This is a genomic window from Thalassotalea sp. G2M2-11, assembly GCF_017168195.1.
GTDB lineage: Bacteria > Pseudomonadota > Gammaproteobacteria > Enterobacterales > Alteromonadaceae > Thalassotalea_E.
Map to the genome: position 1 here is coordinate 865,206 of NZ_JADNYL010000002.1, position 16,078 is coordinate 881,283.

Consider the following 16,078-nt stretch of genomic DNA (forward strand, 5'->3'; position numbering starts at 1 on the left):
ATTTCTTGCTAACTCGTTGCACGATAAGCTTTTTCGTTGTCCTTTTTATTAAATACCCAACGAATATCTTCTTTGATTAAGTATAACGAAGGAATTAAAAATAAGGTGATCACCGTAGCAAAAACAATCCCAAAACCTAATGAAATTGCCATTGGGATAATAAATTGTGCTTGGAGACTTTGCTCAAAGTAAAGCGGAAAAATACCAAAAAATGTGGTCAAAGACGTTAGTAAAATAGCTCTAAAACGTTGCGTACCTGCTTGACTCACCACATCAATCATTTTCATACCTGAATCTTTTGCTTTATTGATAAAATCCACCAGGATCAATGAATCATTGACCACCACACCAGTTAACGCAATAAAGCCGTAGATAGACATCATATTGATGGTTTTACCGAGTAACCAGTGACCAAAAATAGCGCCAATAATACCAAATGGGATCACCGACATGATCACTAATGGTTGAGTATATGACTTAGTCGGAATAGCAATCAGCACATAAATAAGAAACAATGCTGCTACACCTGCCATCGCAAGCTGTTGGATAAAGTCTTGCTGCTCTTTACTTGCGCCTTCCACACCATATTGCACACTCGGGTAATGAGACAAAATTTCTGGGATACTGGTTTGACTCATGTCGCCGATAACTTTACGTGATTCTACTTTTTCACTATCAATATCGGCAGAAATAGTAATAGAGCGTTTTTGATTAATTCGCGTAATAGATGAAAAACCTTGGCCTATCGCGATATCAGCCACTTGATAAAATGGCACTAATTCACCACTTGGTGTTCGGATCCACATATCTTCAAGATCAGAAATTGATAAGCGATCTTCTTTCGGATAACGTACCATCACTTTCAGCTCTTCTCTTCCTCGTTGGATACGTTGTGCTTCGTCACCATAAAATGCCTGACGCACTTGCTTCGCTAAATCAGCTAATGTTAACCCCAATACTTCAGCCTCAGGACGAATGCTTAATTTAATTTCCTGACTCCCTCGGCTAAACGAATTACGAATATCGAACACACCGTCATAACTGGATAATTTGTTCTGAATATCATGCGCTGCTGCTTCAAGTTCATCATCATTTTTACCAGTTAACTGAAATTCAATTGCCGCACCACCACCAGCATTGGTACCAGCAAAAAAGCGTAATTCTTTGGCACCAACAATTTCTCCAATTTCTGCTCGCCATAATTTTTCAATCTCATAGGCATCTAAGCTTCTATTTTCTGACTTGACCAACTCTAACAAGAATGTCGCTTGGGTATTTCCCTGTGTGAACACCATGGTGTGTTTAATAAAACTGGTACCATCAATTTTATGTTCATCTGCTATTTTATGGGCAGCATTGACCACTCTCTTAATGGCTTTATTACGTTCATGCGGGGCTGTGCCATCGATCATGGTGATATTACCTTGGATGAAATCACTCGGCACATTAGGAAAAACTTCAACTTTAACAAAACCACCAACAATTAAAGACATGGTTAAAATCAGTCCAGCAGTAAATATCGCCAAGGTGTTATAACGCACCTTAAGTGCCTTTTGTAAACGAGGTTGATAGCTATGATGGATAAAATGATCAAGTTTTTCTTTAAAACGCATTTGCAGACGTTCTAAACGATTTGCCGTTTCATCGGTCAATGGACGATATTTCATATGGGCCAAATGAGCCGGTAAAATCCACTTTGACTCGATCAATGAAAATATCAAACAAAACGAAACCACCAGCGCAATAGCACGGAAAAAAGCAGCAAAAGTCGCATCTATCATCAATAGCGGCGCAAATGCTGCGATTGTGGTTAAGACACCAAAAGTCGCCGGCATCGCAACTCGCATGGTACCGCGGATCACGTTATCGTGAGAATGACCATAGCGTTGAATTTCCGAATAGGCACTTTCTCCGATGACGATTGCATCATCAACGACAATCCCAAGCACCATAATAAAGGCAAATAAGCTCAGTAAGTTAATAGAAACTGACCACTCACCTAGCAATGGCATCATAAAAATGGCGCCAAGAAAGCTGATAGGAATACCTAACATGACCCAAAACGCTATACGGATCCGCAAGAATAATGTTAATACCAAGAACACGAGTGCAGCTCCCAGTAATAAGTTACTGATCATCATGTCGAGTCGTTCAGACAAGTAAAAAGACGTATCGCCCCAAACGGCTAGTTTCGCCCCTTTTGGCAATTCTTTATTTTTCTTTGCAACGTATGCTTTTACTTCTGCCGCAATCGCCAGATCATTTTGATCCCCCGTGGACTGCACCATAATACTGGTAGTATGTTGACCATCAAATTCAGCAAAGCCCTCACTTTCGACAAAACCATCCTGAATATTAGCAATATCCGCTAATAAAATTCGGGTGCCGTCTTTAGCCGTTTTTAAGACAATATTGGCATATTCTTGTCCGGTATAAGCTTGCCCTTGTGTTCTCAATAAAATATCACCACCATAGGTTTTAATGGTGCCGCCGGGCATATCGAGTGAAGAATTGCGTATTGCGCGAGTAATCGCATCAAAAGTTAAATCATAACGTTGTAATTTGTCTTCAGTAATTTCAATACTGATCTCATAATCTCGTTTGCCAACTACTTCAGCGCTATTCACACTGGGTAGTAACATAATGTCATCGCGAATACCCTGCGCTAAATTTTGTCTCGCTCTACGTGACATATCCCCACTAACTGACAACCACATGACTTGGCTTTTAAATTCTTGCTTGGTAACAATTGGCTTTTCTGTTTGTGCCGGAAAAGTGGTGATAGCATCAACCTGCATTTGCACTTCATCTAACTTTTCAGCCAATGAGTAACCAGATTGCAGCTCTATAGTCACGATACCTATGCCCTCTTGCGCACGTGAAGTAATACGCTTAAAGCCTTCTATATCTTCCAGAGCTTCTTCAACTTTTAACACCACACTTTTTTCAACTTCCTCAGGCGAAGCGCCTAAGTGCGGCACCATCACCTGAATCGTGTTTGGATTGAAATCAGGAAACATTTTCTTATTAATCTTCTGATAAGAAATAAACCCTGCCACCAAAATAAACATCATCAACAAATTGGCAGCAACGCTATTACGTGCAAACCAAGCAATAGTACCTCTAAACTGTTCTTTACTAACTGACATTAGGCATCACCTGCTAATTGTTCAGCTTGTTTCGAAGGTTGTTCGTTATCGATACCATTGACTCGTAAGGTCATCCCTTCAATCGGGGTTTCTAACTTTGTCATCACTAACTGATAATCAAGATTAAGATCATCTTGCGTATAAATAAAATTGCTATCCGTTCTAAGCACATCCACTGTCTGAATATGAAGTTGGTTATTTTGATCAAGTAAGTAAACCGTATTAGCACCGGTAATAGCGCTACGCGGGATCGCAATAACATTATCTATGGTTCTGCCAGTGATTGTTGCATTAACAAAAGTGCCCACTCGCAGTTCTTGTTGATGACCTTCGGTTAAAAGCGCATACGGATCATCAACTTTGGCCACTAAATAATGAACGCGGCTTTGACTATCCACAACCCCTTCATATCGGCTGATACTTGATGGCCAACTTACCTGCTGAGCACCAATAGATAATGATAAGTTGACAGCAGAGCCATGCTGTTTCTTCTCGCCCACTTTAGGTAATGACAAAAATGGAATATCGCGCAATTTAACCGGTAAACGCACTTCGGCATAATCAATTGCAAAAGTCGTCGCTATGTTACTACCCATCGCAACGTATTGACCAATATCAACATTTTTTGATTGGATCATCGCATCATAAGGGGCGCGGATTTTAGTGCGCGCTAATGTCACTTTTGCTTGCTTTACATTCGCTTTTGCTGCTTTGACTTCAGCTTGTGCTTTTTGTAGTTGAGGTTGACGTAATGCTACCTGTGGCGCCTGCTCAAGTGATTTGCCGGATAACAACCATTCTTCTTTTGCTTGTTTAACCCTTGCTTGTTCCTCAACTAACACCGCTTGTGCCGTCGTTAACCGAGCTTGTGCCTGCACCAATGCCACTTGATAATTAATATCATCAATCGCCAGTAACACTTCACCCTTGTTAAAAAAACCTCCTACTTTAAATCGTTCATCAACCTTGATAACTTGCCCTGATACCTCAGATATCAATTGTGTTTGTGTTCGAGGCTTTACTGAACCTTGCGAGGGGATCATAAAAGTGACAGCCTGTTTTACCAAGGGTGCGACCTCCACTAACGGTGCTTTAAGCTCCACTGGCTTTTTCGCGGGTTTTGGCGCTAAAGCTCCGACAATAACCAAGACAATAATAGCAGCCAAGATAATGGCAAAAGGCATTAACACATAACGCAGTGGTACCATGCGTGGGCTAGATTTCATAGAAGGCTTAGGATCTGACATAAAGCGTCTCAAGTCATTTGTTAATATAATAGAGGGGTTATTATCACTTGGATGTGATTAATTTCAACGCAAATAATGTAAAATTATTGTAAAGATACTAATTGGTCGTAAATTTAGCCCACGAAAGCAATAACGTACGGAAATCATTGAGCCCACACTCTGAACTATCCTGACTATCGAAGTGTAACTCATCACTTTGCAATTCATCAGGCAGCTGACTTTCACCATTAAGTAATGCATTTGCTTGGATTTTAATATCGTCACGACTTAATACCACCGAGTACTCACAACCAGTAATGACCTTCTCTTGAATTGCTCCCGATTCCACCTGATCAATAACAGTGAGCAACTCAGTCAATTTTTCAGTATTGTTGCCCACTTCCAGTTCTAACCACGGCCCTATGATCTGATGCTCAAATGAAAACTTAGCTTTAGCGTAGCCTGTTACCGTATCATGAATAAACTCATACTCCATAATCACCTCACCGCCTAAAAACGAAAGACTAATTATACCTTTTGTTCTTAAGTATAGAAGAGATCCTGCAAGCGCGATGCTAAAATGACAAACTTTCATAACGATCACTGACCATACATCTATCAAGGTTATTTTTTTATGGTAACGACAATTTTATTTTGAACAAAATCATCTAATTGCAGTCTATTGGCTCACCATTATTCAAAAAATAACCGCATTCACGTGTCCAAAAAGCATTACCACTATGCCTGCTACGCCATTTTACTTCATGCAATGCTGTTATGGATCATCAGCCAGACACTAGTGATCCCAATACCGCAGCAGCTCAAACCTAAAGCAATTACCAGTTACTTATATCAAGCTCCTGCAAAACAGCCACCACCAGTTGAGAGCCAATCAACAACTGATGAACCTATTAACACAGAAAATACAGCGAGCATAGAGCATACAGAAATGAATGAATCAGTCACCGTCAGTGACGAATTAACAGCAAAGAAAGAAAAAAACCAACAAGCACCATCAAAATCTCAACAAAATGCTGATAAAGCCCTTAACCCAGCTATCACGCAACAAAAATCCGAAACACAAAAGTATCATCGCTTTTCACCAAGCCAACAATTGCAAGCGTTAAGTCAATCACTTGATAATCAGAACATATCAGAACAAGTATTTGAATATAGTAGAAAAAAATCTCCTTCAATTATGCACGGCACACCTAAATTGGTCCCTCACTCTAAAAAGCAGCCATCAACCGATGAGAAAATCAGCCAAGCCACTCAACAATTAACTTCAGGTATGAAAATCATTAAAGGCGATAATGGCAGTTGTGTGATTGAACGTGATTTATCATCCGTAGGTATGGAAGGAATAACAGTACTCGAAGGCTTTAGCTGCGGCCAAACAAAGTTTGAAAAGAATTTTAATGCGCATATGAAAAAAGTACTAAAAAAACTGGGGAAATAATCCTTGTGAGATAAAACAAGTTAACATCCTAAAGTTACAGGGCATTTTCATTCAGGTCACAGTAGCACTTTACACAATACTCGACTCTATCATAGGTAAAATTGATAGCACCAACACCGCTGCCATGCCTCGGTTAAACCACACTAAAAAAGACTGATTTTCCAATACATTTTTTAACCCTGCACCAATCATCAGCCAGAAAAATGAACAAGGTAAACCAAACAGTAAATAAACTAATGCGATAACTGCCACTTCTGAAGTAGCGCTCTCTTGAGCAGAAGAAAATGCCACAATCGCGCTCACCGCCATCACCCAAGCCTTTGGGTTTAACCATTGAAAACAAGCCGCTTGCATAAAAGTAAACGGAGGCTGTTTAATACTACCGCGCTCAATTTGTGAAATCGTCGCAATCTTATAAGCTAAATACAATAAATACAGTATGCCGATCACTTTCAATACGGTATATAACATAGGAAATTGTTGAAAAAGTGACACTAAGCCAAGCCCGACACAAATAACCATGATCGGGAAACCCAAATTAATCCCTAACACATGAGGGATTGTTTGCCGAACGCCATGATTAACACCCGAGGTCAACAACATCACATTATTAGGACCAGGTGTACCAGAAGAAGATAAAACAAAAAGGATCAGCGCAATAATTTCCATTTATTAGCCCTTAGCTAGGGGAGTGTCAAATAACTATACTCAACCAAATAACAAACTTACATGTACAAATAATTAAAAATGATACCTACACAGTTTTGCATTTACACAGAAAACGCCGCCACTAAGGCGATTTCAACAATAGAGTTTATTTTTCTATGTGATTAACAACAAACTAGAAGATAAAATTTATTGTTTCGATAGTTCAACCATAATTAAATCATATGCTTTTTTTATACTTTCATCATCGGTTGAAAAATAATCAGGCATTACTCCTATTTGCTCCCAAGTATCATTTGATGCAGGTTTAGTGATAAGCGCGTAAGGGAACTTCAAAACAATATCGTTACCAACCTTTATTGATTGAGTTAAATGCCCAACCCCCATTGTAGTTTGACCAATGACAACAGCCTTCTCAAGGCTCTTTAGTGAATAACTAAAAAACTCCCATTCACCTGATACGAATGCGGAATTAATAATATATACAGGAACTAAACTCTCAAATTTTTCGTGCTCTGTAATAGGTAAAGAAGTTAAATCCGATGTTTCATTATTTAAAACTAAATTTCCGATTACAGTGCCTGATGGAACAAAATAACTGATCAACGTCTGAACTAAATCTAAACTAGCACTATTAGCTAAGCGTAAATCAATTATTATTGCGTCTGCGACAGTCATAAGCCCCAATGCGTCAACTATCAGCTGATATGTTTCCTCAGAAGAAAAATCGCCTTTAATATTTAAGTAACCTATATTGTCATTTGAAATTTCAAAATCGACCCCGCTATTGGGTGCGTTAAGAATTTCTACGCCACCTTCCTTGTATCGTATTAGAGGCTTTTCCTCTATGACATCTATGCTAGTATCATGTGTCGCCTTAACCAAAGCAGCTCTAATGTATTCACGAAAATGGCTTATATTTTGTTCTGTTTTAAAACGTCCTGTATTCAAATCGGTAAGAAGTGTTTGAGACACGTATTCGGCTTTACTTGGATACAAATATAAATTATCCAAAATATGGATAATATTTTTAATTACCGTGTTCATTTCCTTTGCTGTTATAACATCCATCCGCGCTACATCTTCTTCCGAAGCTTTTACCAGAGATGAGCAAAAGATAACGATAAATACGATTAATATCCTTTTCATATATTCCTAAACTTAAAAATGGCTTATAAACTTATATCTGTTGCAGTATTACTCTTTTCAAGAACTTATTATCAAATATCGTGATTAGCTCTCACTACACTCATCGATTTTAACTATCTTAAATCACAGTGCCCCCCCCCTTTTACTGTTAAATAAACATTGATATTTACGAAAAAAGCTTGCGGGCTCTTATCTTTTTATCGCTCACATTCATGTGAAATTTGCTCGTTAGAAGTCCCTTAACCACAAAAGACACATGCATAGTTACATCAATTGAGTATTGTTTGCTCTTTGCCCCTGATAAAATGAAAAGCGGCAATATCATCAGAGCATAAAAAAACGCCGCATGATGCGGCGTTTTTCTCACTAAAACTTTTAATACATTAATTAAGCAGGTTCTTGAATGATCACTTGATCTGCTTTTTTGGTGTATTGCTCCATTTTATGGAAATTCAAGTAACGGTAGGTATCCGCTGCCGTTGCATCAAGTTCTTTAGCGTACTTCATGTACTCTTCAACCGTTGGTAAATGACCAACAATTGCACCCACACCCGCTAATTCTGCTGATGTTAAGTAAACATTTGCACCTGTTCCTAAACGGTTCGGGAAGTTACGGGTAGACGTAGAAAGTACTGTTGATTTATCTGCAACTCGTGCTTGGTTACCCATACATAATGAACAACCTGGAGTTTCTATACGGGCACCAGCTTTACCATAAATGCTGTAGTAACCTTCATCCGTTAATTGATCTCTATCCATTTTCGTAGGAGGTGCAACCCATAAACGCGTTGGTAGTGTACCTGCGAATTTATCAATCAATTTACCTGCTGCACGGAAGTGACCGATATTTGTCATACAAGAACCAATGAATACTTCATCAATTTCAGTACCAGCAACTTCAGACAATAACTTGGCATCATCAGGGTCATTAGGACAACAAACAATTGGCTCTTTGATTTCATTTAAATCAATTTCGAGCACATGGGCGTATTCTGCATCACTATCGGCTTCCATCAATGATGGGTTAGCTAACCAGTCTTCCATCGCTTTAATACGACGTTCGATAGTACGTACATCACCATAGCCTTCACTGATCATCCACTTAAGCATGACAATGTTAGATTCTAAATATTCTTTAACAGCATCTTCTTCAAGCTTGATAGTACAACCACCAGCCGAACGTTCAGCCGAAGCATCAGAAAGTTCAAATGCTTGCTCAACCGTTAAGCCTTTAAGGCCTTCAATCTCTAATACACGACCAGAGAATTCATTGATCTTACCTGCTTTTTCAACCGTTAATAGGCCATTTTTGATGCCGTAGTAAGGAATTGCATGCACTAAGTCACGTAAAGTAATACCTGGTTGCATTTCACCTTTAAAACGTACTAAAACTGATTCAGGCATATCTAATGGCATAACACCTGTTGCTGCTGCAAAAGCAACCAAACCGGAGCCAGCTGGGAATGAAATACCTAATGGGAAACGGGTATGAGAATCACCACCAGTACCAACAGTATCAGGCAATAACATACGGTTTAACCAAGAGTGGATAACACCATCACCTGGACGAAGCGAAACACCACCACGGTTCATAATAAAATCAGGTAAAGTATGGTGGGTTTGTACATCAACAGGCTTAGGATAAGCAGAAGTATGACAGAACGACTGCATCGTTAAATCTGCAGAGAAGCCTAAACAAGCTAAGTCTTTTAATTCATCACGCGTCATTGGGCCTGTTGTATCTTGAGAACCAACCGTTGTCATTTTAGGTTCACAATATTGACCAGCACGAACCCCATCTACACCACATGCTTTACCAACCATTTTTTGTGCAAGGGTATAACCTTTTGAAGACGCTTGAGGATCTACAGGCTTAGCAAACAAATCAGTTTCTGGCATGCCTAACGCTTCACGTGCACGACCAGTAAGGCCACGACCGATAATCAATGGAATACGACCACCGGCACGTACTTCATCAAGTAATACAGGGCTTAGCTTAAAGGTTGAAATTACTTCATCGCCTTTTTTCACTACGCCTTCATAAGGATAGATATCAATGATATCTCCCATATTCATTTTTTGTACGTCTAATTCAATAGGTAACGCACCTGAGTCTTCCATGGTGTTATAGAAAATTGGCGCAATTTTACCACCTAAACAAACACCACCAGCGCGTTTATTCGGTACACATGGGATATCATCTCCCATAAACCATAATACAGAGTTAGTGGCTGACTTACGTGATGAACCTGTACCAACAACGTCACCAACATAAGCAAGTGGAATACCGTCTTTTTGTAATTCTTGAAGCTGTTTGATTGGACCAACTTCTCCTGGCTCATCTGGCGTAATACCTTCACGTTCCATTTTCAGCATCGCTTTTGCGTGTAATGGAATATCAGGACGAGACCAAGCATCTGGTGCCGGTGATAAATCATCGGTATTAGTTTCACCAGTCACTTTAAATACTTTCACAGTGATCTTTTCAGCAACTTTTTCACGCGAAGTGAACCATTCGGCATCCGCCCATGATTGCATCACTTTTTTCGCCGCCGCGTTACCCGCTTCAGCTTTTTCTTTTACATCAAAGAAAGCATCAAACATTAATAAAGTATCAGATAATCCTTTTGCGGCTTTGTCAGCTAAAGCCGCATCATCTAATAAATCAATCATTGGCTGAATATTATAGCCACCCAACATAGTGCCTAATAATTCAGTCGCCTTTTCAGCCGATAAGATTGGTGAGCTTGCTTCATTTTTTGCAATCGCAGCTAAAAAGCCAGCTTTTACATAAGCCGCATCATCAACACCTGCTGGTACACGATTGGTGATAAGATCCAATAAAAACGCTTCTTCACCTGCCGGAGGGTTTTTCACTAATTCAACTAGCGCAGCAGTTTGCTCTGCGTCTAATGCTTTTGGTACTATGCCTTGTGCGGCACGTTCTTCTACATGTTTACGATATTCTTGAAGCACGGCGTCCACCTCTGTGATAAGAAACAGTATTTACACGTTAAGACAAATACTGTTATAAATTAGAAATTCGGCGTGATTATACGATAAGCCCGAAACAATTAAAATCTCACAAGCATTCATAAGAATGATAGTTGTTATAAATTACATATATAAAACTTATCATTCAAAATGTTACACGCCACTTAACTGGTATACCAGCATTCAAAGTTGATGTAGATTAAAGATAGTCTATTTTTTCGGGCACACAAGGTTAGCCGATAACGAAGGTTGAATATAATTCGGACTTATTCGACGATCATCAAACTGCTCTATCCCATCTAATATCTGTAAATTAAATTGATAGCTTTGACATAAATGATAAGCATGTCGTAATAAGAAAGTCGCTAAACGATTAAAACGTCGATTTTCGTCAGTGAGTACTTCAATATGATACTCTACATCTGAAATCCGCTGTTGTTTATAGTGCAGCTGATGATCAAAATCATAAAGTTTTTCAACTTCTGCCGCTGATGTAACAACAGAAAATAACAAAAGTACGAATATACATCGTTTGAGCTCATTCATAAAAAAATCTTTTTTCATCATGTTTGTACAAATTATAACGCAATATAGCTTGTTCGGATATTTTGTTGTTAGCACCATTTATTAATGAAAACTTAACCTTATTAACGTAATATATACATTTAAAATAACACTAGGGCGTGTTGATCTTTGCTGTTTAATTTTTGTTCGAGATAAAAGCGTTTTAAACGCGGCGTGAGGAATGACGCTTAGTCATCTAAGCAAATCTCCTCACAACAAAGAGTAAAACGCTTTTAGCCGAACCTTTCAGGCAGCGTTTGTTGTCATTTCTACTATGTTAGTGCTTTATCATGTGGAACAACCACATATCAAAAGCACTGCTCTTTATAAATTTCCAACAAACTGCTGCAAAAACAAACTTAAAAGATCAACACGCCCTAATATTCTCGAACACACTAAAGACTAAAGGATTTTCAAATGAGTCGGTATAACTTCTCTCAAAATAAAATAGCTAAACTGCTTCCAGCACTAGGTCTTACGCTGGTAGCTCAACCATTATTTGCTACAGAGCAACCAGACGCCAGCTCATTAGTTGGCCAAAGCTATATCGGTGCTCATGGCATGTATATTAAAACAGACAATGATCGTTTATTCACAAACGATAGCAATTCATCAATTGATCATGGTTCAGGACTAGGTGCTGAATTTGGCTACCGTATTTCAGAAAAACATGAAGCTCGTTTATCTTATACGAATATCAATGTGAATACCGATAACCAAGGTTATGATGTGGCAGACGGCTCAAGCGTTGCGTTTGACTTGCTATATTTCCCCTACAAAAAGAGCTTATATTTTGTCGCGGGTGCAGATTTTTTAGATATTGATAATTCAAACCTTTCTGCTGATTTAGGGGCTGGTTATCGTTATTTTATCAATAACAACACCGCATTCTATGTAGAAGGGAAAGGACATTATCAAATTGATGACAATTACACTGACTTTTCTACCAAGATTGGCTTTGTTTATTATTTTGGTCGAGATGCTGCTCCGATTAAACCGATTAAAACTCACAGCACACCTGTGAAAAAAGTCGCGAAAGTTGTCAGCCAAGATAGTGACAAAGATGGCGTAATCGATAGTAAAGATAAATGTGCCAATACACCTATCACACACAAAGTTGATGCTTTAGGCTGTACTGTTTATATGAAACGCCAGCAGACCGTAGAATTATTAGTCAACTTTGATAACGACAAAAGCGACGTAAAAGCACACGAAATGAAAGAGATTGCTAAGGTCGCCGACTTTATGAAGAAATACCGTCAAACAACGGTGACTATTAATGGACATACTTCAGCTATTGGTAAAGCTGAATACAATCAAAATCTTTCTGAAAGACGTGCAAAAGCAATTGTTGATATTTTAGTGAATGACTTTGGCGTTGCTGCAAACCGCTTAACTGCAATCGGCCATGGCGAAAGTCAATTAAAAGATCCAGCTAATACTGCTCAAGCACACGCAATTAACCGTCGTACGGAAGCAACCATCACTGGCGCTGAAAAGGTACCTGTTACTAAGCGCTAACAGCAAAGTGAATACAACAGAGACAAAAAAACCAGCAAGATTGCTGGTTTTTTTATTTATTTATTATTGTTCAGGTTACTTTTTCTTTTTGACCGCTTTAGGATTCGGTAAATCAGTAATTGAACCTTCAAAGATTTCTGCCGCTAAACCAATTGATTCATTTAACGTTGGATGTGCGTGGATTGTTAAACCAACATCTTCTGCATCAGCGCCCATTTCAACCGCTAAACAAATTTCACCCAACATTTCGCCAGCGTTGATACCAACAATAGCACCACCTAAGACACGACCCGTTTCTTTTTCAAAGATCATCTTAGTTTTACCTTCAGTGCGTGCAGAAGCAATCGCACGACCAGAAGCAGCCCAAGGGAAGTTTGCCACTTCAATATTTAGCCCTTGCTCTTTTGCTTCACGTTCAGTAACACCCACCCAAGCCATTTCAGGATCGGTATAAGCAATAGAAGGGATACAACGCGGATCAAATACGTGTTTCTTACCAGCAATCACTTCAGCAGCAACGTGCGCTTCATGAACCGCTTTATGCGCAAGCATAGGTTGACCAACCACATCACCAATCGCGAAGATATGATTAACGTTAGTACGTAATTCGTTAGAAACATTGATAAAGCCACGCTCGTCAACATTAACACCCGCTTTATCAGCAGCAACTAAGTGACCATTTGGCTTACGGCCAACAGCGACTAAAATTTTGTCATAACGCACTTGACCTTCAGGAGCATTCTTACCTTCAAATGTTACGTATAAACCATCATCTTTAGCATCAACAGCAACAACCTTAGTTGATAACATCATGTTGAATTTTTTCTTATTGTACTTAGTATAGATTTGTACAATGTCTTTATCAGCAGCTGGTACTAATTGGTCAGCAAACTCAACTACCGACACATTCGAACCCAAAGCGTTATAGACTGTGCCCATTTCCAAGCCAATAATACCGCCACCAAGTACTAGCATTTCTTCAGGTACGTCTTTAAGCTCTAATGCCCCTGTTGAATCAATCACACGAGGATCATCATTAGGGATAAATGGCAAATCAATCACTGAAGAACCACAAGCGATAATAGCATTATCAAAAGTGATCGTTGTTTTGCCGTCAGCACCTTCTACTTCGATGCTTTTATCAGAAGTAAATTTACCAAAACCTGTCACCGTTTTCACTTTACGCGCTTTAGACATGCCGCCTAAACCACCAGTTAATTGCCCTATAACACTTTCTTTCCAGCTACGGATTTTGTCTAAATCAATTTCAGGCTTACCAAAAGTAACACCGTGCGATGCCATTTCCGCCGCATCATCAATCACTTTAGCAACATGAAGCAATGCTTTTGATGGGATACACCCAACATTTAAACAAACACCACCTAATGTTTCACGGCTTTCAACTAATACCACATCTAGGCCTAAATCAGCGGCACGGAATGCTGCTGAGTAGCCACCAGGACCTGCACCTAAAACTACGACTTGAGTTTTAATATCGTTACTCATGCTAACCTCAAATTAATTTGATTTAACCAATGATAGATTTATTAAAAAATACCGATTGGATCTGAATTTTTTATGGGCGAAGTGTACTCAAAGTGAATAAAAATCGCCATCTTTTAATCAAAGAATGTCGGTAATAATAAACCTTATTTGAAAGATTTCATTATTACCGATCAAAAACTACTAACTATTACAGTATCAGTTTACGAATATCGCTCATAACTGATGCTAAGTGCACAGTAAAGCGTGCCGCAATTGCGCCGTCAATTACACGATGGTCGTAAGACATAGATAAAGGTAACATCAAGCGTGGTATAAATTCTGAACCATTCCACTTAGGCTTCATCTCTGACTTTGACACCCCTAAAATAGCCACTTCAGGCGCATTAACAATCGGTGTAAATGCCGTACCGCCAATACCACCAAGGCTTGAAATAGTGAAACATCCACCTTGCATATCGTTAGCCGTTAACTTGCCGTCACGTGCTTTTTTACTGATTTCCAGTAATTCACGTGATAACTCATGAATGCCTTTCTTATCAACATCACGTACCACGGGTACCACTAAACCATTTGGCGTATCAACTGCAACACCTATATTGCAATATTTCTTCAAAATTAAGCTTTCACCATCTTCGCTTAAGCTTGAATTAAAAACTGGGAATGCCCGTAAAGCATCTGCTGCCGCTTTCATAATGAACACAAGAGGAGTGATCTTAAAGCCTAACTGTTGTTTCTCACAAACAACATTTTGTTCTTTACGAAATGCTTCAACGTCAGTGATATCTGCTTCATCAAATTGCGTAACATGTGGAATCGTTACCCAGTTGCGATGTAAAAATGGACCAGAGATCTTTTGAATACGAGATAATGGTTTTTCTTCAATTTCACCAAATTTAGCAAAGTCGACCGGTTTACTAGCAACTACCTGTAAACCACCTTCACCTGATGCTACAGAGCTACCAGCATTGGCTTTTGGACGCGACAATTCATATTTCACATACGATTGAACATCTTCTTTTAGAATACGTCCTTTATTACCAGAACCTTTGACTAAAGTTAAATCAACACCAAATTCACGGGCAATACGACGAATTGATGGCGAAGTATAAATATTACCTTTTGTCGTTTTACCTGAACTTGGATGATGCGGCACTGGCGCTGGTTTTTTCGCTGCCGGTGCAGGTGCAGCCTTTGGCTCTTCACTGACAGGTGCAGGCGCAGCAGGCTGTTCAATTGCGGCTGGCGCACCACTGTTAGTTTCAAGTTTGATCACTAATGAGCCTTGCTTGACTTTATCACCAGTGCTCACTAAAACTTCTTTAACAATACCGGCGTGTGAAGACGGCACATCCATGGTTGCTTTATCAGTTTCTAGTGTGATCAAACCATCTTCTTCCGCGATTTCATCGCCAACAGCGATTAACACATCAATCACGTCTACTTCGCCATCTTCACCAATGTCAGGCACTACGACATCAATCACTTCACTACCTGAGCTTGCAGCTGGTTCAGGTGTTTCTGCTGCTGGTTCTGGCTTGCTCTCTGGTGCTGGCGCAGAATCTTGTTCTGCCGGAGCTTCACTCGCTGGTTCCTCTGTAGCCCCAGCGGCTTTCATCTCACCAATTAAGTCGCCTTCTTTGATCTTGTCACCAACATTAACGCTCAACGAGATCAACTCGCCTGCATTAGGAGCTGGAATATCCATTGACGCCTTATCCGTTTCAACGGTAACAATACCTTCATCAGCTTCTAAAGTATCGCCAACAGCAACACAGATTTCGATAACTTCAACTTCGTCACCACCGACATCAGGAACTAGAATTTTTTGTACATCAGACATAATA

At 39.5% G+C, this 16,078-nt stretch carries 11 protein-coding genes; 2 read left to right on the plus strand and 9 right to left on the minus strand.

All coding sequences use genetic code 11. The annotated features are described in order from the left end of the window. Positions 1–8: 8 nt before the first annotated feature. The 3 genes from IV514_RS09810 to IV514_RS09820 all read right to left on the minus strand — a co-directional run bounded on the left by IV514_RS09810 (position 9) and on the right by IV514_RS09820 (position 4,871). The gene (locus IV514_RS09810; RefSeq protein ID WP_206484996.1) at positions 9–3,149 is read right to left on the minus strand and encodes an efflux RND transporter permease subunit; all 3,141 of its coding nucleotides are present in this window, start codon (positions 3,147–3,149) and stop codon (positions 9–11) included. Beyond that, positions 3,149–4,396 carry an efflux RND transporter periplasmic adaptor subunit gene (locus IV514_RS09815; RefSeq protein ID WP_206484997.1) on the minus strand — a complete coding sequence of 416 codons (1,248 nt, stop codon included), beginning with the start codon at positions 4,394–4,396 and terminating at the stop codon, positions 3,149–3,151. The genes IV514_RS09810 and IV514_RS09815 overlap by 1 nt, the downstream gene beginning before the upstream one ends. A gap of 97 nt (positions 4,397–4,493) precedes the next feature. Continuing rightward, positions 4,494–4,871 carry a YacL family protein gene (locus IV514_RS09820; RefSeq protein ID WP_206484999.1) on the minus strand — a complete coding sequence of 126 codons (378 nt, stop codon included), beginning with the start codon at positions 4,869–4,871 and terminating at the stop codon, positions 4,494–4,496. Positions 4,872–5,093: 222 nt separating this feature from the next. On the opposite strand from IV514_RS09820, the gene IV514_RS09825 reads away from it, so the two are divergent. Beyond that, a complete protein-coding gene (locus IV514_RS09825; protein WP_206485001.1) occupies positions 5,094–5,834 on the plus strand; it encodes a hypothetical protein in 741 nt (246 codons plus the stop codon). Between the two features lie 69 nt (positions 5,835–5,903). Here IV514_RS09825 and IV514_RS09830 read toward each other — a convergent pair whose 3' ends face one another. The 4 genes from IV514_RS09830 to IV514_RS09845 all read right to left on the minus strand — a co-directional run bounded on the left by IV514_RS09830 (position 5,904) and on the right by IV514_RS09845 (position 11,189). Then, entirely contained in the window at positions 5,904–6,503 is a 600-nt protein-coding gene (locus tag IV514_RS09830; protein WP_206485002.1) for a LysE family translocator, read from the minus strand. Positions 6,504–6,689: 186 nt separating this feature from the next. Then, on the minus strand, positions 6,690–7,649 hold the full coding sequence (locus IV514_RS09835) for a S41 family peptidase (RefSeq protein WP_206485004.1): 960 nt from the start codon (positions 7,647–7,649) through the stop codon (positions 6,690–6,692). A gap of 387 nt (positions 7,650–8,036) precedes the next feature. Beyond that, the gene (gene acnB / locus IV514_RS09840) at positions 8,037–10,625 is read right to left on the minus strand and encodes a bifunctional aconitate hydratase 2/2-methylisocitrate dehydratase (protein ID WP_206485006.1); all 2,589 of its coding nucleotides are present in this window, start codon (positions 10,623–10,625) and stop codon (positions 8,037–8,039) included. 228 nt (positions 10,626–10,853) lie between these two features. Further along, positions 10,854–11,189, minus strand: coding sequence for a hypothetical protein (locus IV514_RS09845; protein WP_206485009.1), 336 nt, complete (start codon positions 11,187–11,189; stop codon positions 10,854–10,856). Positions 11,190–11,624: 435 nt separating this feature from the next. Between IV514_RS09845 and IV514_RS09850 the strand changes: the two genes are divergently transcribed. Next, positions 11,625–12,728 carry an OmpA family protein gene (locus IV514_RS09850; protein ID WP_206485011.1) on the plus strand — a complete coding sequence of 368 codons (1,104 nt, stop codon included), beginning with the start codon at positions 11,625–11,627 and terminating at the stop codon, positions 12,726–12,728. 75 nt (positions 12,729–12,803) lie between these two features. Here the strand turns inward: IV514_RS09850 and lpdA are convergent, their stop codons facing one another. Together lpdA and aceF are read right to left on the minus strand one after the other, a co-directional pair. Next, positions 12,804–14,234: a dihydrolipoyl dehydrogenase gene (gene lpdA / locus IV514_RS09855; protein ID WP_206485013.1), complete on the minus strand. Its 1,431-nt coding sequence runs from the start codon at positions 14,232–14,234 to the stop codon at positions 12,804–12,806. A gap of 187 nt (positions 14,235–14,421) precedes the next feature. Next, positions 14,422–16,074 (minus strand): dihydrolipoyllysine-residue acetyltransferase, encoded by a 1,653-nt coding sequence (gene aceF, locus IV514_RS09860; protein WP_206485015.1) that lies wholly within the window; start codon positions 16,072–16,074, stop codon positions 14,422–14,424. Positions 16,075–16,078: the final 4 nt, after the last annotated feature.

Bases quoted from the DNA above. Each gene is read 5' to 3' on its own strand.
- lpdA (WP_206485013.1), bottom strand. From the start codon at position 14,234: ATGAGTAACGATATTAAAACTCAAGTCGTAGTTTTAGGTGCAGGTCCT.
- IV514_RS09835 (WP_206485004.1), bottom strand. From the start codon at position 7,649: ATGAAAAGGATATTAATCGTATTTATCGTTATCTTTTGCTCATCTCTG.
- IV514_RS09820 (WP_206484999.1), bottom strand. From the start codon at position 4,871: ATGGAGTATGAGTTTATTCATGATACGGTAACAGGCTACGCTAAAGCT.
- IV514_RS09810 (WP_206484996.1), bottom strand. From the start codon at position 3,149: ATGTCAGTTAGTAAAGAACAGTTTAGAGGTACTATTGCTTGGTTTGCA.
- IV514_RS09850 (WP_206485011.1), top strand. From the start codon at position 11,625: ATGAGTCGGTATAACTTCTCTCAAAATAAAATAGCTAAACTGCTTCCA.
- aceF (WP_206485015.1), bottom strand. From the start codon at position 16,074: ATGTCTGATGTACAAAAAATTCTAGTTCCTGATGTCGGTGGTGACGAA.
- IV514_RS09815 (WP_206484997.1), bottom strand. From the start codon at position 4,396: ATGTCAGATCCTAAGCCTTCTATGAAATCTAGCCCACGCATGGTACCA.
- IV514_RS09830 (WP_206485002.1), bottom strand. From the start codon at position 6,503: ATGGAAATTATTGCGCTGATCCTTTTTGTTTTATCTTCTTCTGGTACA.
- IV514_RS09845 (WP_206485009.1), bottom strand. From the start codon at position 11,189: ATGAATGAGCTCAAACGATGTATATTCGTACTTTTGTTATTTTCTGTT.